Origin of the sequence: Bradyrhizobium sp. CCBAU 51765 (genome assembly GCF_015291725.1) — a bacterium.
Taxonomy (GTDB): Bacteria; Pseudomonadota; Alphaproteobacteria; order Rhizobiales; family Xanthobacteraceae; genus Bradyrhizobium; species Bradyrhizobium liaoningense.
Map to the genome: position 1 here is coordinate 2,776,463 of NZ_CP030038.1, position 19,490 is coordinate 2,795,952.

The following is a 19,490-nucleotide window of genomic DNA, read 5'->3' on the forward strand; positions in this document are numbered from 1 at the left end:
CATCACGGCGTCAGCACGGCTGCGCCGAGAATCTGGCCATTCCGCAGCATGCCAAGAACCTCGTTGGCCTGATCGAGCGGAAACGCCGTCGTCTCGGTACGCACGCCGGCTTGCGGGGCGATCTTTAGAAAATCGAGGCCATCCTGCCGGGTCAGATTGGCGACCGAGACCAACTGCCGTTCCTGCCAGAGCAAGTCATACGGAAAGCTTGGAATGTCGGTCATGTGGATGCCGGCGCATACGACGCGCCCGCCTTTGCGGACGGCGCGCAACGCGGCCGGAACGAGCTCGCCGGCTGGTGCGTAGATGATGGCGGCGTCGAGCGGCTCGTCGGGCGCTTCGTCCGATGACCCCGCCCAGACCGCGCCGAGACGGCGTGCAAGATCTTGTGCAGCGACGTCGCCGCGTCGTGTGAATGCATGGACGGATCGTCCCTGCCAAATCGCGACCTGCGCGATGATGTGGCCGGCTGCGCCAAAGCCATAGAGGCCGAGCCGGTCGGCGGGGCCGGCCAGGACCAGCGAGCGCCAGCCGATCAGCCCTGCGCACAGCAGGGGCGCAATCTCCACGTCGTTGCCGGCCTCACCGAGCGGAAAAGCGTAGCGTGCGTCCGCGATGATGTGGGTCGCGTAGCCGCCGTCGCGCGTGTAGCCGGTGAACAGCGGTGCGTCACACAGGTTTTCCATTCCCTGCCGGCAGAAGCGACACTTTCCGCAGGTGAAGCCGAGCCAGGGAATGCCGACCCGGTCGCCAGGCGCATGTGTTGCCACATTCGGCCCAACGAGATCGACCCGGCCGACGATCTCGTGCCCAGGCACGATCGGATAGCGAATATCGGGCAGCTCGGCATCGACGAGATGGAGATCTGTCCGGCATACGCCGCAGGCGCCGATCTTCACCCGGAGCTGGCCCTCGCGCGGAATCGGGTCAGGCCGCTCCTCCATCTGGAGCCGCGCTCGTGGAGCCGGCAACACCATCGCACGCATGAGTCTCTCCGGGGCGAACCGCTCCGATTTAATTATTCATAGAATGACCAGGCGACCAGTCCTTGACGCTGGTCAACGCTTGTTCCCGGGCGACCGGATAGAGTTTGCGCTTGACGAGGATCAAGCGCCTCGACGAGCGCCGGCCTATTGTGGCGACCTAGGAGAATGCGGATGCCCATCAAGGACGTCTTTCTGCCCCTTGTCGGCCAGCCGCGCGGACCGGCTGTGGTCGCAATAGAGAAATGCGTGGCCGTTGCCGCCGATCTCGGCGCCAGGATCACCGCGCTCGCGCTCGAGGAGGAAATCTTCGAGCGACCGAGGGTGATGCTGCCTTACGATCGCGATTCCGAGCACGCCGGCTCTAAAGCCGGCGACATGCAGCAGCTCCTGAATGCCTTCACCAGCGCAGCTTCCCGCGCCAACATTCGCGCCCAGAGCCGATCGGGCAAGGTGCCTGCGGATCAGATCGGCGCGATCCTGGCCGAGCATGCCCGCTTCAGCGACCTCACGCTAGTTCCCGTGAAACCGCACGACAGCCGAACAGAGGGCATTGTCGAAGCCTTCTTGTTCGGATCCGGCCGGCCGCTTCTGCTCTGTCCCGAACATCTCGCGGACGAACTTCGGCCTGAATTCGAGAACGTCATGATTGCCTGGGATCACTCTGCTCGCGCCGCGCGTGCGGTCGGCGACGCGTTGCCGATTCTTCGGGCTGCCACCTCGGTCCGTGTGGTGACGGTGGCGGACGACAAGACCGAGGCGGTCGTGCAATCCGGCACGGCTCTCGTCGATCATTTGAGGGAACATGGGGTCGATGCCTCGTTCGAAACAACGAAATGCGGCGGCAGCTCGATCGGCAAGGCACTGGGAAGCTGGGCGAATTCCCATGGCATCGATGCGATCGTCATGGGCGCCTATCATCATTCGCGCCTGAACGAGATCGTCTGGGGCGGTGTGACAAAGACCGTCATTGGCCAGCCACCGTGCTGGGTTATGATCTCGCACTAGGCTCCTTCTTTCGTCTTGATCGTCAACCAATCGGAACCGCCGCTGACCCGGCGCATTTTCTTTCATGTCAACCTATCGTCTGAACAACCTGCTGTCGCCGCGCTCGGTCGCGCTCGTCGGGGCGAGCGCCCGTTCGGGGTCCGTGGGACGCGCCGTTCTGGAGAACATTCGCAAGGCCGGATTCAAGGGGCAGTTTGGCCTCGTCAATTCGCGCCATGCCGAGATCGGCGGCGTCGCGGCGGTGAAGAGCCTGGACAGGCTGGACTTCGTGCCCGAGCTCGTGGTCATCACCGCCCCCGCAGGCGAGATTCCAGGCATTGTCGACCAAGCCGGGCGTCTCGGGTCTGCGGGCGCACTGATCGTCTCGGCCGGGCTCGGCCAGGGACCGGGATCGCTGTACGAGGCCACAAGCACTGCTGCCCGAAAACACGGCATGCGCCTGATCGGGCCGAACTGCCTCGGCATCATGATGCCCGGCGTCAGCCTGAATGCCAGTTTCGCCGCGCACATGCCGGGGGCGGGTAACCTCGCGCTGATCTCGCAATCGGGCGCAATTGCCGCCGGCATGGTGGATTGGGCCGCGCCGCGCGGCGTCGGCTTCTCTGGCATCGTCTCGATCGGCGATCAGATCGACGTCGATATCGGCGATCTGCTCGACCATTTCGCGATGGATCACAAGACCCGCGCGATCCTGCTCTACATCGAGGCCATCAAGGACGCGCGCAAGTTCATGTCGGCGGCGCGCGCCGCCGCGCGCGTGAAGCCCGTCGTCGTGGTGAAGTCCGGCCGCATGGCGCAGGGCGCGAAGGCGGCTGCCACCCACACCGGTGCGCTCGCCGGCGCCGACGCTGTCTACGACGCAGCGTTCCGCCGCGCGGGTGTCCTGCGGGTCTCCGATCTCCGTGAGCTGTTCGATTGTGCCGAGACACTCGGCCGTGTCGAGTCGCCGGCGGGAAAGCGTCTCGCCATCCTGACCAACGGTGGCGGCATCGGCGTCCTTGCTATCGATCGATTGGTCGATCTCGGAGGAGTTCCGGCAACCATCTCGGCCGAGGCGCGCAAGAAGCTCGACGCAGCACTGCCGCCGACCTGGTCCGGTGCGAATCCCGTTGACATCGTGGGTGATGCCGACGCCTCGCGCTACGCGGTGGCGCTGGAGGAACTGCTGGCCGACCGTGACAACGACGCAGTCCTGGTCCTCAACGTGCAAACGGCGATCGCCTCGGCCGCCGAGATCGCCACGACCGTGACGGAGCTCGTCAGAAAATACCGCGAGCAGCACCGCAGCTGGGCGAAGCCCGTATTGGCGGCGTGGGTTGGAGCCGATCAGCACATCATTCAGACACTCTCCAGCGCCGGTGTGCCGAACTATCCGACCGAGGACGATGCCGTGCGCGGCTTCATGCATCTGGTCCGGCACCGCGAGGTGGTGGAGGAGCTGAGTCAGGTTCCTCCCGCGATGCCTGATACTTTCGTTCCGGACGCCGGGGGAGCGAGGCAGATCGTTACCGCCGCCATCGCGGACGGCCGTGAATGGCTAGAGCCTGTCGAGATCAAGCAGCTGCTCGAAGCCTACGACATCGCGATGGTGCCGACCTATGCGGCGACCGATGTCGAGCAGGCGGTGGCCTATGCGAACGACATCTTCGCACAGGGCGATACCGTCGTGCTGAAGATCATGTCGCGGGACATCGTCCACAAATCCGACGTCGGCGGCGTCGTTCTCAACCTGACCACGCCTGAAGCAGTGCGAGTGGCCACCACGAGCATTATCGCGCGTGCGAAAAAGCTGCGTCCGGAGGCGCGCATCGGCGGCGTCATCGTCCAGGCGATGGTCGTCAAGGCGAAAGCGCGCGAGCTGATCCTGGGCCTCGCCGACGATCCGACCTTCGGCACGGTCGTCGTTTTCGGCCGGGGCGGGACGGCGGTGGAGATCATCAATGACAAGGCGCTCGCGCTGCCGCCGCTCGATCTGCAGCTGGCCCGCGACCTGATCGAGCGCACGCGCGTGTCGCGGCTGCTCCGCGCTTACCGGGACGTGCCGGCAGTGAAGCCGGACGCCGTCGCCATGGTGCTGGTCAAGCTGGCGCAGATGGCGGCCGACATTCCCGAGATCCGCGAATTCGACATCAATCCGCTGCTGGCGGACGAAACCGGCGTGACCGCGGTCGATGCCCGCGTTGCGGTCGGGCCGCCGCAGCGGAAGTTTGTCGGCTCCGGCCCGGCCAATTTCGCCGTTCGCGCCTATCCGTCGCAATGGGAGCGACGCATCGAGCTCAAGGACGACTGGCGCATCTTCGTGCGGCCCATGCGGCCCGAGGACGAGCCGATCATCCACGAATTCCTGGGCCACGTCACCCCGCATGACCTTCGTCTGCGGTTCTTCGCACCGATGAAGGAATTCACCCACGAATTCATCGCACGACTGACCCAGCTCGACTATGCGCGCGCGATGGCCTTCATCGCATTCGACGAGGCCACCGGCGAAATGGTCGGCGTCGTCCGGCTCCATTCGGACTCGATCTACGAGAGCGGCGAATACGCGATCCTGCTACGGTCCGATCTCAAGGGCAGGGGGCTCGGCTGGGCGCTCATGCAGCTGATCATCGACTATGCGCGGTCGGAAGGACTGAAGGCCATATCGGGCGACGTGCTCCAGGAGAACACCGTGATGCTCGACATGTGCCGGCAGCTCGGCTTCGAGGTCAAGCCGGATCCGTCCGAGCCTGACCTTTGCGACGTCAAGTTGAAGCTTTGAGCGCGCGCTCGAGCACGTCAGCGCAAGGTGTGGGCTTCAGGAGCGCGCTTCGGCTGATGTCGCATCGGCGGACGCCTTGGCCGGCGTCCGCAGGTTCTTGATGATGATTGCGATCAGCGGCAGCAGCACCGGCACGATCGTGCTGAGCGGATGATGCACCGCGCCCGACACCTGGGCCTGGAGCGCGCGCGCCTCGAGCTGGAGGGCTTCGATCGAGGCACCGTGAATTTCGTTGGCAAGCTCGATGTCACGTCCCGACGGAGCGCGGCCGGCGATCAAGAAGAGAACGGCCGCGATGACAAAATTGACGGCGCCGAGGATCGCAGCCGCGGCAATTGCGCTCCAGATCTGCACCAGCGCGAAATAGGCGGACAATTCCAGCATCAGGAGCCCGAACGCGGCGATCAGCGCCGCGAAGGCACGCAGGCCGAGGCCGATCAGCAGATGGCGCAGCCTGATGTCCGCGATGATCCTGTCGGTACGCCACAGCACGCGCAAATGTTTGACGACGTTCTCGGTATTCACCTAGTGTCTCCTCAACATGAAGCCGACAACCACGCCCAGCGCGAAGGCGGAGGCGAGCGATGTGATCGGACGCTCCGCAACGAGGCCCTGGAGCTGCGCGTGCTCTTGTTCGACGGTCTCGCCGAGCTCGGTGAGCGCGGCCCTGATCTGATCGGCGAGCGCCTCGGCGCGGTCTTTCGAGCTCTCGAACATCTCCTCGCCGGCGGTGCTCAGCAGGCGTGTGACGTCAACCTTCAGCGCCCGCAGCTCTTCGCCCATCCTGTCACTGTCGAACATGGATCCGGTATCCTCATTGAATCAAAGCAAGTCTAAGACCCACCTGTGCGACCGCGCTTGATTTGCGTCAAGAGGCAGGGCGTGCTCGTCTCTTGAGACAGGTCAAACCGGCCGCCACATGCTAGCCTAGAAATGCCGGCTGAATGGGGACCGATTGTCCCGATGAGGTGGAAGCGTGAACCACGAACCGCTGTTGCTCGCGACGCCGTCCGGCGACGAGCTGAAATTGCGCCCTGAAGGGCCCTGGACTGCCGCCAATGTGGTGACGCTCGAAACTTTGTCCCGGTCGGTCGGAGGCGACGTCGACCGGTCGCGCGTCGTAACTCTGGACATGTCAGGCGTCAGCGCGCTCGACACGCTCGGCGCCTGGGTCCTTGAAAAGCTGTCGCGCAGGGCCGCATCGTCGGGCAGAGCGGCCGAATTCGTCGGCGTCGCCGACCATTTCAGCGGGCTGATGGACGAGGTGCGCCAGGTCAACCGCCACACGCCGGCCCCGGCGCCTGCACCCAATCCGGTTCTGGCGAGGCTGGGCGATCTCGGCAAGTCCACGGTCGGGGCGCGGGAAGACATCACGGTCTTCCTCCAGATGCTCGGCGCGTTGTTCATGGCCGTGATCGGCGTGCTGCGCCGGCCGCGTTCGCTGCGGCTGACGTCACTGGTCTATCAGCTCTACCGCATCGGGTGGCAGGCGATCCCCATCATCGCGCTGATCACCTTCCTGATCGGCGCCATCATCGCGCAGCAGGGCTTCTTCCACTTCCGCAGATTCGGCGCGGAGTCGTATACCGTCGACATGGTCGGCATCCTGGTGCTGCGTGAGCTCGGCGTGCTGATCGTCGCCATCATGGTCGCGGGCCGGTCGGGAAGCGCCTACACGGCCGAGCTCGGCTCGATGAAGATGCGCGAGGAGATCGACGCGCTCTCAACCATGGGGCTCGATCCCGTCGACGTCCTGATCCTGCCGCGCGTTGCGGCCCTGGTCATTGCCCTGCCGATCCTCACTTTCATCGGATCCATTGCCGCGCTCTATGGCGGCGGCCTCGTTGCCCAGTTCTATGGCGACATGGGACCGGCGATCTACATCGCGCGGCTGCATGAGGCCATCTCGGTCACCCACTTCGAGGTGGGCATCCTGAAGGCGCCGTTCATGGCGCTGGTGATCGGGATCGTGGCCTGTAGCGAGGGATTGCGCGTCAAGGGCAGCGCGGAGTCGCTCGGGCGGCAGACCACGACATCGGTCGTGAAGTCGATCTTCCTCGTCATCGTGCTCGACGGCCTGTTCGCTGTCTTCTTTGCCTCGATCGGAATGTGACGATGGACGGACCGCAAGATGAGTTCGCGATCCGCGTCCGTGACCTCGTGGTCGGCTTCGGTCGTCAGACCGTGCTCGACCATCTGTCGCTCGACGTTCGCCGGGGCGAGATCCTCGGGCTCGTGGGGGCGTCCGGCGGTGGCAAGTCGGTGCTGATGCGGACCATCATCGGCCTCATCCCGCGCCGCAGCGGGACCATCGAGGTCATGGGGCAATCCGCCGGCGGCCATGGTCGAGGCGCAGCGATGGCGTGGGGCATCCTGTTCCAGCAGGGCGCGCTGTTCTCCTCGCTGACGGTGCGCCAGAACGTCCAGTTTCCGCTCCGTGAGAATCTCGTCCTGTCGCAGGAGCTGATGGACGAAATCGCGATCGCGAAGCTCGAAATGGTCGGCCTGCGCGCCGAGGACGCCGACAAATATCCGTCGGAGCTGTCCGGCGGCATGACCAAGCGCGTGGCGCTGGCGCGTGCGCTCGCGCTCGATCCGCCGATCCTGTTCCTGGACGAGCCGACCTCGGGCCTCGATCCGATCGCCGCCGGCGAATTCGACGTGCTGATCAAGACGCTACAAAGGACGCTGGAGCTGACCGTGTTCATGGTGACCCATGACCTCGCGAGCCTGACCACGGTCTGCGACCGCGTCGCCGCGCTCGCCGACGGCAAGATCGTGGCGATCGGGCCGATGCGCCAATTGCTGCAATCCGAGCATCCCTGGGTGCGCGCCTATTTCCACGGCAAGCGCTCGCAGATGCTGCAACACGAGATGAGATGAGAGATGGAAACCCGCGCTCCCTACGTGCTGATCGGCAGCTTCGTGCTGGCCGCGATCCTCGCGGTGTTCGGCTTCGTCTATTGGCTGAACAACACCGGCGGCATCGGGCCACGCACGAACTACCACGTGCAATTCCAGGGGCCGGTGCCCGGCCTCCTGGTCGGCGCCGGCGTGCTGTTCAACGGCATTCGCGTCGGAGAGGTGACCCAGCTCGGGCTCGCGCCGGACAACCCGCGCTTCGTCAATGCGACGATCTCGGTTGCCACCGCGACGCCGGTCCGCTCCGACACCAAGGTCGGCCTCGAATTCCAGGGCCTCACCGGTGTGCCGGTGGTGACGTTGGAGGGCGGCGTGATCGTCGCCAAATCCGGCGAGCCCTTGACCTTGATTGCGGAGGCCGGCGCCGGCCAGAGCATGACGCAGGCGGCGCGCGACGCGCTGCGGCGTGTCGACACGGTGCTTCAGGACAATTCCGGCCCGCTGAAGGACACTATTGCGAATTTCAAGACCTTCTCCGACGGGCTCGCGCGCAACACCGGCAAGATCGACGGGATTCTGGCGGGCCTCGAGAAGATGACCGGCGGCGGCACGCCCGCGCAGAAGGTCACCTACGACCTGCGCACGCCGCAGAACCTCGGCCCGGCCGGCAAGACGCTGGCCGCTTCACTGGCGATTCCCGAGCCGACAGCCGTCGCAATGCTGCAGACCCAGCGGATGCTGTTCGCGCCCGCCGGGGACAGGCCGGGCTTTGGGGAGTTCCTCTGGGCCGACAGCATTCCGAAACTGGTGCAGGCGCGCCTGATCGACAGCTTCGAGAACTACGACATCGCCCACGCCCCGCTGCGCACGTCGGACCTCGGGCAGGCGGATTACCAGCTCCTGATCGATATCCGGCGCTTCCGGATCGCCACGGAGGGTGAGATTCGGGCCGAGATCGGACTGTCGGCGCGGATCGTCGACAAGAACGGCAAGGTGATCGCCTCGCGCCTCATTGAGACCAGCGAGAAGCTCGACAAGGTCGAGCCGGCCGCGGCGGTCGCCGCCTTCGATGCGGCCTTCGCGCGCATCGTAAAGGAGTTGATCGGTTGGACCGTGCAGGCGGTGTGAGGCCGACTATTCCAGCGTCTTGAGGTAGGACAGGAGATCGTGGATCTGGTCCGGATTGAGCTCGAAGACCGGCATGTCGGCGTGGCCGGTGTAGATGCCCTCGGCCAGCGCCTCGCCAAGGCTGTCGATCGGATAGCGGCGATGCAGGGTGCGCAACGGAGGCGCGATCTCGACCGGGCTCTTGGAGACGCGGTCGATGGCGTGACAGCGGGCGCAATTGGCCCGAGCAAATGCCTTGCCGCGCTGTTCGGCCGTGGGGGCCGCCAGCGCAGGCGTAGTCAGAAGCAGCCCGATCAGGCCGTGACGCAGAGCGCTTTGCAGCATGGAAGGTGATCCCGTCGAACCGTGGGCGCAGAATAAGACGGGGATGCCACTCAAATTTGATCTGAGTCAATCGGCTTTGGCGCGATGCAGTAAAATGCAATCGCGTGGTGGACTCGGCCTGGTGTCGGGGATAGCCCGCGCGAGGAGCGGTGGATGAAGCCTTCCGTGGTCACGATTGAGCCGAACGGACATTTTTGCGACGATTGCGCCGTGCGCGGAGCTGCGGTTTGTTCGTCGCTGGATGCGGCCGAGCTCAGGGAATTCGAGCATCTCGGCCGCCGCGTCCATTTTGGCTCGGGCGAGACCGTGTTCTCCGAGGAGGAGATTACGACCTCATTCTACAACGTTCTCGAAGGCGTCATGCGGTTGTACAAGCTGCTGCCCGACGGCCGGCGGCAGATCGTCGGCTTTGCCTTGCCCGGTGACTTCCTGGGCATGAATCTGTCCGGCCGGCACAACTTCTCGGCCGATGCGATCGGCGCGGTGACCGTGTGCCAATTCGCAAAAGCGCCCTTCAGCCGTTTCATCGAGGATCGGCCGCAGCTGCTCAGGCGAATCAACGAGCTGGCCATTCGCGAGTTGAGCCAGGCCCGCGACCATATGGTCCTGCTCGGCCGACGCTCGGCCGACGAGAAGGTCGCGACCTTTCTGCTCGGCTGGCGCGAGCGGCTGGTCGCGCTCAAGGGGCTCTCCAACACGGTGCCGCTTCCGATGAGTCGTCAGGACATCGCCGATTATCTCGGCCTGACCATCGAAACCGTGAGTCGCACCTTCACCAAGCTGGAGCGTCAGGGCGTGATCGAGATCATCCACGGCGGCATCAGCCTGCTCGATCCGGCTCGCGTCGAGGCCATGGCTGCGGCCTGACCTCCTGTCCACAACGCCCCAGGGCGTTTGATCCCGATCAATGACGCCGGCCGTGCGCAGCAAAACAATGCTGCAAACAATCCGGGAGGAGCATGATGCCTGCTGACGCATTGCTGGTGACCATCGTCGTCGTCGCGATCTTCGTCGCATTCGCCGCGGTTCTGGCTTGGGCAGACCGTCAAACCAGCGCGGGCCGGCTCGATCCGGATACCAAGCGCTGAAGCTGAAGCGCCTCAGGTCTTCGTCCGCTTCCGGCGTGTCGACCGCCTCGTCTTGCCGGGCCGGCGGTGACCCTCGGCGGCAGCGCGACGCAATCACAGCCTGTGCTGCCTGCAACTCTGCGTCAGCCGAGACGCGTCCATGCATCCTTCGGATGTGAATTCTCGGCCGTACCACGTCCTTTTGGGGGCATTTGCCTCGAATCCCGCGCGTGCTTTCCGGTTGAAAAGCCTGATAACGTTGACTACGCAGGAACCCAGTGCCTCGTAGTCTTAGGAGCCCCGCGGCGTGCCTCAGGACAAGATCGGCGATCCCCGACAGTCGGCGAGCAGCAAATTATCGGTCTTGCGCAAGCACCCGATCTTCGCGGATCTGGAGCCGGAAGCGCTCGATCAGCTCTGCCGCTACGCCAAGCACACCACCGTCAAGCGCGGCGCAACGATCGCCGCCAAGGGCGATCCCGGCAACAGCCTGTTCGCGGTGGTCACGGGGACGGTGAAGATTTCGTCCTCGTCGCCCGACGGACGGAACGCCATCCTCAATCTGATCGGTCCGGGTGAAATCTTCGGCGAGATCGCGGTGCTCGACGGCGCCCCCAGGTCGGCGGATGCGACCGCCAACACCAATTGCGAGCTCTACGTCATTGATCGCCGGGACTTCCTGCCCTTCGTCAAGAGCCAGCCGGCACTGGCGATGAAATTCATCGAGCTGCTATGCGCGCGTCTGCGCTGGACCAGCCAGCAGGTCGAGCAGGTGATCCTCCAGAATCTGCCGGGCCGGCTCGCGAGTGCGCTGCTCGGCCTCACCGAGGAGCGCAAGCTCGATTCCGGCAGCGGCACGCTCGCCATCACGCAGCAGGAAATCAGCGAGATGGTGGGGATGACGCGCGAGAGCATCAACAAGCAATTGCGCGTCTGGGCCGGACGTAACTGGGTTCGCCTCGAGCACGGCGCCATCGTGGTGCTGGATACGGACGCGTTGCGCGAGCTCGCCGAGAGCGGCCTCGACGACTGACGGCGTCTGCCTAAAGCGGAATGGCTTAGATTGAATCGATTGCCACGGGCTCGGTGCGACCTCTCCCGCCTGCGGAAGAGATCGCGCCGAAGGCGCGGGTGAGGGCTTTCTCCTCTGGGGGATTATCCCATCGCGGAAATACCCTCTCCCGCAAGCGGTAGGGAGTTCACCTCCGTTGTGGCGATCGAACTGATCTCATCGCTGCTCTAGCTATCGATGATGGCGACCGCGCGGGTCCAGCCCGCGGAAGCGCGCTCGATCTTCACCGGAAAACACGAGATCGTGAATCCGGTCGATGGCAGCTGGTCGAGATTGTGCAGCTTTTCGAGATGGCAATAGCCGATGTGCCGTCCCGCCTTGTGGCCTTCCCAGATCAGGCTGGCATCTTTCGTTTCGGCATACTTCCGCGCGGTATAGACGAACGGCGCGTCCCAGCTCCAGCCATCGGTGCCCGTCAGCCGCACGCCGCGTTCGAGCAGGTACATGGTGGCTTCATAGCCCATGCCGCAGCCGGAATTGACATAGTCGGCCCTTCCGAACTTCGCGCCGGCGCTGGTGTTGAGGACGACGATCTCCAGCGGCGACAGCGTGTGCCCGATGCGCTTCAGCTCCGTCTCGACGTCGGCCGCACTTGCCACGTAGCCGTCGGGCAGATGCCGGAAGTCGAGCTTCACGCCGGGCTGCAGGCACCATTCGAGCGGTACCTCGTCGATCGTCCATGACCGCTCGCCGCGGTTCATGGTGGGATGGAAGTGCCAGGGCGCATCGAGATGCGTCCCGTTGTGGGTCGACAGCGAGACCTGCTCGACGGCCCAGCCCTGACCATCAGGCAGATCCTGCGCCTTGAGGCCGTCGAAGAACTGCAGCATGCGCGGCAGCCCCTGCTGGTGATCGATATACTCGATCGTCGGGTGATTGCCCGGCGGATCGGCGGTCACGTCGTTTGTGAGCGGCACCGAGATATCGATCAGCTTCCGCGGCATGGGTATTCCTCGAGATCGTCCGAAGTTTCCGGCATCTTGAGGGGCCTCCATTGGTTGGGTCAAGTCACGTGCCGGCGACGTCAACCCGGTCCGTCGTCTCCAAGAACTGCGCCAGATTGATCGATGCAACTCCTGCATTGATCGATGCCGGATTTGGCTTGGACAGAGAATGCCGTCCGCCCTAGGGACGACATTGGCGCTTGACTTCACACCAGAAGGGGAGCGACCCAAGGCGGCCGAGCATCTGCCCCGACAACGATATAATCAATCCAGGAGGAGAGCCCAGATGAAGAGAATCACCGGCATTATCATGGCCGTTGCACTGGCGGTTTCAGCGCCCCTGGCGACCGCACGCGACTTCCGTTCCGCCGACATTCACCCCGCCGACTATCCGACCGTCGAGGCCGTCAAGTTCATGGGCAAGCAGCTCGCGGCGGCGAGCGGGGGCAAGCTCGGCGTGAAGGTGTTTCCGAACGGCGCCCTGGGCTCCGAGAAGGACACGATCGAGCAGCTCAAGATCGGTGCGCTCGACATGATGCGGATCAACGCATCGCCGCTCAACAACTTCGTGCCTGAGACCATCGCGCTGTGCCTGCCCTTCGTCTTCCGGGATACGCAGCACATGCGCACCGTCCTCGACGGGCCGATCGGCGACGAGATCCTGGCGGCGATGGAGCCCGCTGGCTTGGTGGGGCTTGCCTATTACGATAGCGGCGCCCGGTCCATTTACACCGTGAAGGCGCCGGTCAAGTCGCTTGCGGATCTGAAGGGTTTGAAGATTCGCGTCCAGCAGTCCGACCTGTGGGTCGGCATGATCCAGAGCCTCGGCGCCAACCCGACGCCGATGCCGTACGGCGAGGTCTATACCGCGCTCAAGACCGGCCTCGTCGACGCTGCCGAGAACAACTGGCCGTCCTACGAATCCTCGCGTCACTTCGAGGCTGCCAAGTTCTACAACATCACCGAGCACTCCCTCGCTCCGGAAGTCCTCGTGATCTCGAAGAAGGTCTGGGACACGCTGAGCAAGGACGATCAGGCCATGATCCGCAAGGCGGCCAAGGAATCGGTGCCCGTCATGCGCAAGCTCTGGGACGAGCGTGAGCAGGCCTCCCGCAAGACCGTCGAGGCCGCCGGCGTTCAGGTCGTCACGATCGCCAACAAGGCGGAATTCGTCGATGCGATGAACCCGGTGTACCAGAAGTTCGCCGGCGACGAGAAGCTCCAGAGCCTCGTCAAGCGTATCCGGGACACGAAGTAAGATACGGCGGCGACGGGGTCCGGCGTCGCCACGCGGCGGCACCGGGACTCCGCATGGAGGCGCGGGATGACAGACCCACACGTCGCAAGCCACGAGCAGGGCGCCGTAGCGACACGCCCGTCCACCGGCCCGCTGTCGCGGATCAACGCCACCGTTGCGCGCGTGGGGATGTATCTGTCGGTGACCGGTCTGCTCGTCATCGTCACGATTGTCTTCTACCAGGTGTTCGGTCGCTACGTGCTGAACTCCAGCCCGACCTGGACGGAGAACCTCGCGCTGGTCCTGATCCTCTACGTCACGCTGATCGGTGCCGCGGTCGGCGTGCGCGATGCCGGGCACATCGGCATGGACAGTCTGCTGGTCATGCTTCCGGATCACGTGCGGGAGAAGATCGAGATCGTGATCCACGTTCTGGTCGCCCTGTTCGGCATTGCGATGGCCTATAACGGCTGGATCCTCGGCGCGTCGGTCGGCACCGTGAAGATTCCCAATCTCGGTCTGCCTGAAGTCATCCGCTACGTGCCGCTGATCGCTTCCGGCGTCCTGATCCTCTCCTTTTCCATCGAGCACATCATCGCTCTCCTGCGCGGCGAAGAGGTCGTGCCCTCATGGAACTGATCATCCTCGGCGCCACATTCTTCGGCTTCCTGATCCTCGGCGTCCCCGTCGCCTTTGCGATCGGCCTGTCGGCGATCTGCACCATCCTCTACGAGGGCCTGCCGGTCGCCGTCATCTTCCAGCAGATGATGTCGGGGATGAACATCTTCTCGTTCCTCGCCATTCCGTTCTTCGTCTTCAGCGGTGAACTGATGCTGCATGGCGGCGTCGCCGACAAGATCGTGCAACTCGCCAAGAACCTCGTCGGACACATCCGCGGCGGGCTCGGCATGTCGAACGTGGTCGCCTGCACGCTGTTCGGCGGCGTCTCCGGCTCGCCCGTGGCCGACGTGTCGGCGATGGGCGCGGTGATGATCCCGATGATGAAGAAGGAAGGTTTCGACACCGACTACGCCGTCAACGTTACCACCCATGCCTCGCTGGTCGGAGCCTTGATGCCGACCAGCCACAACATGATCATCTATGCGCTGGCCGCCGGCGGCAAGGTCTCGATCGGTGCGCTGATCGCCGCGGGTCTGCTGCCGGCACTGGTGCTGATGGTGTGCATGCTGGTCGCCGCCTACGCAGTCGCGGTGAAGCGCGGTTATCCCGCTGGCAAGTTCCCGGGCTGGGCCGAGGTGGTCCGCTCGCTGGCAGCCGCGTTGCCGGGGCTTTTGATCGTCGGCATCATCCTGGCCGGCATCCTGTCCGGCATCTTCACGGCAACCGAATCGGCGGCCATCGCGGTCACCTACACGATCCTGCTGACCTTCTTCATCTACCGCACCATGACCTTGCAGAATTTCCTGCGGGCCGCGGCCAAGGCAGTGAAAACGACGGGCGTGGTGCTGCTGCTGATCGGCGTCTCCACGATGTTCCAGTACCTGATGGGACTTTACGAGGTTGCCGACCTTGCCGGCGAAATGATGAGCAAGGTCTCTACGCAACCCTGGATGATCTTCCTGCTCATCAACGTCATCCTGTTCGTGCTCGGCACGTTCATGGACATGGCGGCGACCATCCTGATCTGCACCCCGATCTTCCTGCCGATCGCGATGAAGGCGGGCATGGATCCCGTGCAGTTCGGCATGCTGATGCTGATCAACTGTGCACTCGGGCTCAACACGCCTCCGGTTGGGACTACGCAGTTCGTCGGCTGCGCCATCGGCGGCATCTCGGTCGGTGCCGTGATGCGCACCATCCTGCCGTTCTATGCCGCGCTGATCGCAGCACTGATGTTCGTGACCTATGTCCCTGCATTCTCGCTGTGGCTGCCGCGCCTCTTGATGGGCTACAAGGGCTAGCAGTATCAGGGAGAAACTATCAGTGACCGACTATCGCAAGCTGTTCGATCTCACCGGCAAGACCGCAGTCGTCCTCGGCGCCGCCTCGGGCATCGGCAAATCGTCGGCCGAGGCGCTGGCCGGGCTCGGCGCCCGCGTCGTCTGCGCCGATCGCGCGCTTGACGCTGCGGAGGCGACCGCCGCCGGCATTCGCGACAAGGGCGGCTGGGCGGAGGCAGCCAGCTGCGACGCGGCGAGTGCTGCGGAGGTCAACGCGCTCGCCACAACCGTGATGCAGAAGTCTCCGCGGCTCGACATCGCCGTGACGACGCCCGGGCTCAACATTCGCAAGACCATCCTCGACTATACCGAGGAGGATCTCGACCGCGTCCTCAACCTCAACGTCAAGGGCACGGTCTGGTTCTTCCAGGCCTTCGGTCGCATCATGGTCGAGCAGAAGGGTGGCAGCATCATCGCCTGCTCCTCGGTGCGCGCGGTCACCATCGAGCCCGGTCTCGGCGTCTACGGCTCGACCAAGGCGGCGATCGGCCTGCTGGTGAAGGGCTTTGCCTCCGAGGTCGGCCACGCAGGCGTGCGCGTCAACGCGATTGCGCCGAGCATCGCCGAGACCGCGCTGACCGGCCCGTTCAAACAGCGCCCCGACATCTACGATCTCTACGCCCGCCACACCGTGTTCAACCGCTGGAGCAGTGCCGACGAGGTCGCCACCGCGGTCGCCTATCTCGCCTCGGACGCCGCGAGCTATGTCAGCGGCAGCACGCTGTTCGTCGACGGTGGCTGGACGGCGGTCGACGGCCCGCCGACTGGTCTCACCCAGCTGCACAAATAGGGAAGGCATTCGCATCTGGCCGTTTAGCTGGCGGCGCGCGTCCGTCGGAAACCGGCCGGCGCGCAACCGCCGCTGCTTTCCCTGACCAAGCCGTCTTCGCGGTTGCAGCAGGAACCGGCGGCGCGTGCGCTTTGAGCAAATCGCATGGGCCTTGCCGGATAAATGCGCTCGGCTGGCTGGTATTTTGGTGTTACGAACTGGGACATGAACCAGCACGCCAAGATCGAAATCCGCCATTCGACCTGTCCGCATGATTGCCCCTCGGCCTGCGCCCTCGATGTCGAGGTGATCGAAGGCCGCAGCATCGGCCGCGTCCGCGGCTCGAAAAAGCAGACCTACACGGCGGGCGTGGTCTGCGCCAAGGTTGCCCGTTATGCCGAGCGCATCCATCACCCCGAACGGCTGATGTATCCGATGCGCCGAACGGGTGCGAAGGGCTCAGGGCAATTCGCGCGGATCTCCTGGGACGAGGCGCTGGACGAGATCGGGCATCGTTTCAATGCCGCCGAGCGCGAGTTCGGCGCGGAATCGATCTGGCCCTACTACTACGCCGGCACGATGGGCCTCGTGATGCGCGACGGCCTCAACCGCCTCACCCATGTGAAGAAATACTCGCGCTTCTATCAGACCATCTGCGCCAATGTCGCGCGCATCGGGTTCGCGATCGGCACCGGCAAGATCGCCGGCGTCGATCCGCGTGAGATGGCGCTGTCCGACCTCGTCGTGATCTGGGGTACCAATCCCGTCAACACCCAGGTCAACGTGATGACGCACGCCGCCCGTGCGCGCAAGGAGCGCGGCGCCAAGATCGCCGCGATCGACATCTACGACAACGAGACCATGAAGCAGGCTGACATCAAGATCATCCTGCGTCCAGGCACCGACGGCGCCTTTGCGTGCGGCGTGATGCATGTGCTGTTCCGCGACGGCTATGCCGACCGCGCCTACATGGACAAGTACACGGACTGTCCTGCCGAGCTCGAGGCGCATCTGAAGACGCGCACGCCGGAATGGGCGTCTGCCATCTGCGGCGTGCCCGTGGCGGAGATCGAGGCCTTTGCCAAGGCCGTTGGCGAGACCAGGCGGACCTTCCTGCGCCTTGGTTACGGCTTCACCCGCTCGCGCAACGGCGCGACGCAGATGCATGCGGCGTTGTGCATTCCCGCAGTGACAGGCGCCTGGCAGTATGAAGGCGGCGGTGCGTTCTTCAACAATTATGCGCTGTGGCACTTCAACGAATCCATCATCGAAGCCCACGACGCGATCGACAAGTCGACGCGCGCGCTCGACCAGTCGCAGATCGGCCGAATCCTCACCGGCGATGCCGAGGCCCTGCAAGGCAAGGGCACGGTCAAGGCGATGCTGATTCAGAACACCAACCCGATGACGGTCGCGCCGGAGCAGGCGCTGGTTCGGCAGGGCTTTGCGCGCGAGGATCTGTTCGTGGCGGTGCACGAGCAATTCATGACCGAGACGGCCCAGATGGCCGACATCGTGCTGCCGGCGACCATGTTCATGGAGCACGACGATCTCTACTACGGTGGCGGCCACCAGCACATCTCGGTCGGACCGAAGCTGATCGATCCGCCCGGCGAATGCCGCTCCAACCACGAGGTCTTGCAGGCGCTGGCGCCGCGGCTCGGCGCGAGGCATCCGGGTTTCGAGATGACGCCGCGCGAATTGATCGATGCGACGCTGAAGCTGAGCGATCACGGCGACATCGCCGGCCTTGAAGCCGATCTCTGGCGCGACCTGCAGCCGGATTTCCGCACCTCGCACTATCTCGATGGCTTTGCTCATGCCGACAAGAAGTTCCACTTCAAGGCTGACTGGGCGCATCCGCCGTTCGGTGTGACCATGGGCGATGTCGACAAGATGCCTGATCTGCCGGACCATTGGGCGGTGATCGAGCACACCGATCAGGCCCACCCATTCCGGCTCGCGACCAGCCCCTCGCGGAGCTTCCTCAACACCACCTTCAACGAGACGCCGTCCTCTCAGGCGCGCGAGGGCGAGGCGAGCGTGATGATCCATCCCCTGGATGCGGCCGCGTTCGACATCGCCGATGGCGACGCCGTAACGCTCGGCAACGGCCGCGGCGAGACCACGCTGGTCGCAACGCTGTTCGAGGGCGTGCGGCGCGGTGTGCTGATCGCGGAGTCCGTTCATCCCAACAAGAACCATATCGGTGGCCGCGGCATCAACACGCTGACGGGTGCGGACACGATCGCGCCGATCGGCGGGGCCGCGTTCCACGACAACAAGGTCTGGATCAGGAAAGCGGTCGCCGCCTGAGCGCGCACGGCGATCGGCCGGCAATTTGTGTCGAGGCGCTAAAGCAGCGGCCTGCCGCAGTTTGCGCTTGCACCTCCCGCCCGAGCTGCCGCAAATGGCTGCAAGCGGAGCCAGGGAAGCGAGCGTGCCATGACCGACACCACAGCCGTCATCACCGAGAAGCGCGGGCAGGCGTTCTGGATCACCATCAACCGTCCGGAGAAGCGCAACGCGTTGAACGGCGACGTGATCGCCGGCATCAGCAAAGGCTATCGCGATGCGCATGACGACAAGGATGTCCGCGTCATCGTGCTGACGGGCGCCGGCGACAAGGCGTTCTGTGCCGGCGCCGACCTGCAGAACTCCGGCGCGGCTTTCGCGATGGATCATTCCAAGCCAAATGTCGACTATGCCGATCTGCTGCGGTTGTCACAGAACGCCACCAAGCCGGCGATTGCGCGGGTCGGTGGTGTCTGCATGGCCGGCGGCATGGGCCTCTTGTGCATGACCGATATGGCGGTCGCGGCCGATCACGTCGTCTTCGGCCTGCCGGAGGTGAAGGTCGGCGTCTTCCCGATGCAGGTGCTGAGCCTGCTCCAGAGCATCGCGCCGCCGCGCCTCGTCAACGAATGGGCGCTCACGGGCGAACCGTTCGACGCCAAGACCGCGCAGGCCGCGGGCCTCCTCAACTACGTCGTGCCCACGGCCGAGTTAGATGCCAAGGTCGACTGGCTGACCAGCCGCATCGTCGACAAGTCGCCGACCGCGATCCGCCGCGGCAAATACGCTATGCGCGCGATCGCCTCGATGTCGTTCGACGAGAGCATCGCCTACACCGAGAGCCAGATCGCGCTGCTGGCGATGACCGAAGACGCCAAGGAAGGGCTGAAGGCGTTCAGCGAGAAGAGGAAGCCGGTCTGGACGGGACGGTGAGGGGCACGAGCGGAGTTTATCACCTCAGTTTGATTTCAACGAGAATGTAGCCGCATTCTCCGCCGTCATTCCGGGGCGCGCGTAGCGCGAGCCCGGAATCCATCGTGCAACAAGCAATGCGGAGAAATGGATTCCGGGCTCGCGCCAAG

19 protein-coding genes are annotated in these 19,490 nt (G+C 64.5%); 14 read left to right on the forward strand and 5 right to left on the reverse strand.

Features of this window, described 5'->3' with window-relative positions; genetic code table 11:
• Positions 1-2: 2 nt before the first annotated feature.
• Positions 3-986 (reverse strand): zinc-dependent alcohol dehydrogenase family protein, encoded by a 984-nt coding sequence (locus XH96_RS13235; protein ID WP_194392873.1) that lies wholly within the window; start codon positions 984-986, stop codon positions 3-5.
• A 171-nt stretch (positions 987-1,157) separates the two neighbouring features.
• Between XH96_RS13235 and XH96_RS13240 the strand changes: the two genes are divergently transcribed.
• Positions 1,158-1,991, forward strand: coding sequence for a universal stress protein (locus tag XH96_RS13240; RefSeq protein WP_194392874.1), 834 nt, complete (start codon positions 1,158-1,160; stop codon positions 1,989-1,991).
• A 64-nt stretch (positions 1,992-2,055) separates the two neighbouring features.
• The gene (locus XH96_RS13245; protein ID WP_194392875.1) at positions 2,056-4,749 is read left to right on the forward strand and encodes a bifunctional acetate--CoA ligase family protein/GNAT family N-acetyltransferase; all 2,694 of its coding nucleotides are present in this window, start codon (positions 2,056-2,058) and stop codon (positions 4,747-4,749) included.
• Positions 4,750-4,785: 36 nt separating this feature from the next.
• On the opposite strand, the gene XH96_RS13250 is transcribed toward XH96_RS13245, so the two are convergent.
• Positions 4,786-5,274 carry a phage holin family protein gene (locus XH96_RS13250; RefSeq protein ID WP_194392876.1) on the reverse strand — a complete coding sequence of 163 codons (489 nt, stop codon included), beginning with the start codon at positions 5,272-5,274 and terminating at the stop codon, positions 4,786-4,788.
• Positions 5,275-5,550 (reverse strand): hypothetical protein, encoded by a 276-nt coding sequence (locus XH96_RS13255; protein WP_194392877.1) that lies wholly within the window; start codon positions 5,548-5,550, stop codon positions 5,275-5,277. It lies immediately after the preceding gene.
• A 175-nt stretch (positions 5,551-5,725) separates the two neighbouring features.
• Between XH96_RS13255 and XH96_RS13260 the strand changes: the two genes are divergently transcribed.
• The 3 genes from XH96_RS13260 to XH96_RS13270 are packed head-to-tail and all read left to right on the forward strand — an operon-like array spanning position 5,726 to position 8,739.
• Complete coding sequence (locus XH96_RS13260) at positions 5,726-6,862, forward strand: ABC transporter permease (protein WP_194392878.1); 1,137 nt, start codon at positions 5,726-5,728, stop codon at positions 6,860-6,862.
• 2 nt (positions 6,863-6,864) lie between these two features.
• Positions 6,865-7,632 (forward strand): ABC transporter ATP-binding protein, encoded by a 768-nt coding sequence (locus XH96_RS13265; RefSeq protein WP_165936293.1) that lies wholly within the window; start codon positions 6,865-6,867, stop codon positions 7,630-7,632.
• 3 nt (positions 7,633-7,635) lie between these two features.
• Complete coding sequence (locus XH96_RS13270; RefSeq protein ID WP_194392879.1) at positions 7,636-8,739, forward strand: MlaD family protein; 1,104 nt, start codon at positions 7,636-7,638, stop codon at positions 8,737-8,739.
• A gap of 6 nt (positions 8,740-8,745) precedes the next feature.
• Here the strand turns inward: XH96_RS13270 and XH96_RS13275 are convergent, their stop codons facing one another.
• Entirely contained in the window at positions 8,746-9,063 is a 318-nt protein-coding gene (locus tag XH96_RS13275; RefSeq protein WP_028181560.1) for a cytochrome c, read from the reverse strand.
• 153 nt (positions 9,064-9,216) lie between these two features.
• On the opposite strand from XH96_RS13275, the gene XH96_RS13280 reads away from it, so the two are divergent.
• The 3 genes from XH96_RS13280 to XH96_RS13285 all read left to right on the forward strand — a co-directional run bounded on the left by XH96_RS13280 (position 9,217) and on the right by XH96_RS13285 (position 11,163).
• On the forward strand, positions 9,217-9,930 hold the full coding sequence (locus XH96_RS13280; RefSeq protein ID WP_194392880.1) for a helix-turn-helix domain-containing protein: 714 nt from the start codon (positions 9,217-9,219) through the stop codon (positions 9,928-9,930).
• A 92-nt stretch (positions 9,931-10,022) separates the two neighbouring features.
• Positions 10,023-10,151, forward strand: a complete 129-nt coding sequence (locus XH96_RS39620) for a hypothetical protein (protein WP_256439371.1) — start codon at positions 10,023-10,025, stop codon at positions 10,149-10,151.
• A gap of 286 nt (positions 10,152-10,437) precedes the next feature.
• The gene (locus XH96_RS13285; protein WP_194392881.1) at positions 10,438-11,163 is read left to right on the forward strand and encodes a Crp/Fnr family transcriptional regulator; all 726 of its coding nucleotides are present in this window, start codon (positions 10,438-10,440) and stop codon (positions 11,161-11,163) included.
• Positions 11,164-11,369: 206 nt separating this feature from the next.
• Here XH96_RS13285 and XH96_RS13290 read toward each other — a convergent pair whose 3' ends face one another.
• Positions 11,370-12,146, reverse strand: coding sequence for a cyclase family protein (locus XH96_RS13290; protein WP_194392882.1), 777 nt, complete (start codon positions 12,144-12,146; stop codon positions 11,370-11,372).
• 286 nt (positions 12,147-12,432) lie between these two features.
• On the opposite strand from XH96_RS13290, the gene XH96_RS13295 reads away from it, so the two are divergent.
• From XH96_RS13295 to XH96_RS13320, 6 genes are all read left to right on the forward strand, one after another.
• Positions 12,433-13,404, forward strand: coding sequence for a TRAP transporter substrate-binding protein (locus XH96_RS13295; RefSeq protein WP_194392883.1), 972 nt, complete (start codon positions 12,433-12,435; stop codon positions 13,402-13,404).
• 66 nt (positions 13,405-13,470) lie between these two features.
• On the forward strand, positions 13,471-14,022 hold the full coding sequence (locus XH96_RS13300; protein WP_194392884.1) for a TRAP transporter small permease: 552 nt from the start codon (positions 13,471-13,473) through the stop codon (positions 14,020-14,022).
• On the forward strand, positions 14,013-15,305 hold the full coding sequence (locus tag XH96_RS13305) for a TRAP transporter large permease (protein WP_194392885.1): 1,293 nt from the start codon (positions 14,013-14,015) through the stop codon (positions 15,303-15,305). Before XH96_RS13300 ends, XH96_RS13305 begins: the two co-directional genes overlap by 10 nt.
• 22 nt (positions 15,306-15,327) lie before the next feature.
• A complete protein-coding gene (locus tag XH96_RS13310; RefSeq protein WP_194392886.1) occupies positions 15,328-16,134 on the forward strand; it encodes an SDR family NAD(P)-dependent oxidoreductase in 807 nt (268 codons plus the stop codon).
• 204 nt (positions 16,135-16,338) lie between these two features.
• Complete coding sequence (locus tag XH96_RS13315; protein WP_194392887.1) at positions 16,339-18,429, forward strand: molybdopterin oxidoreductase family protein; 2,091 nt, start codon at positions 16,339-16,341, stop codon at positions 18,427-18,429.
• 129 nt (positions 18,430-18,558) lie between these two features.
• Positions 18,559-19,341 (forward strand): enoyl-CoA hydratase/isomerase family protein, encoded by a 783-nt coding sequence (locus XH96_RS13320; RefSeq protein ID WP_194392888.1) that lies wholly within the window; start codon positions 18,559-18,561, stop codon positions 19,339-19,341.
• Positions 19,342-19,490: the final 149 nt, after the last annotated feature.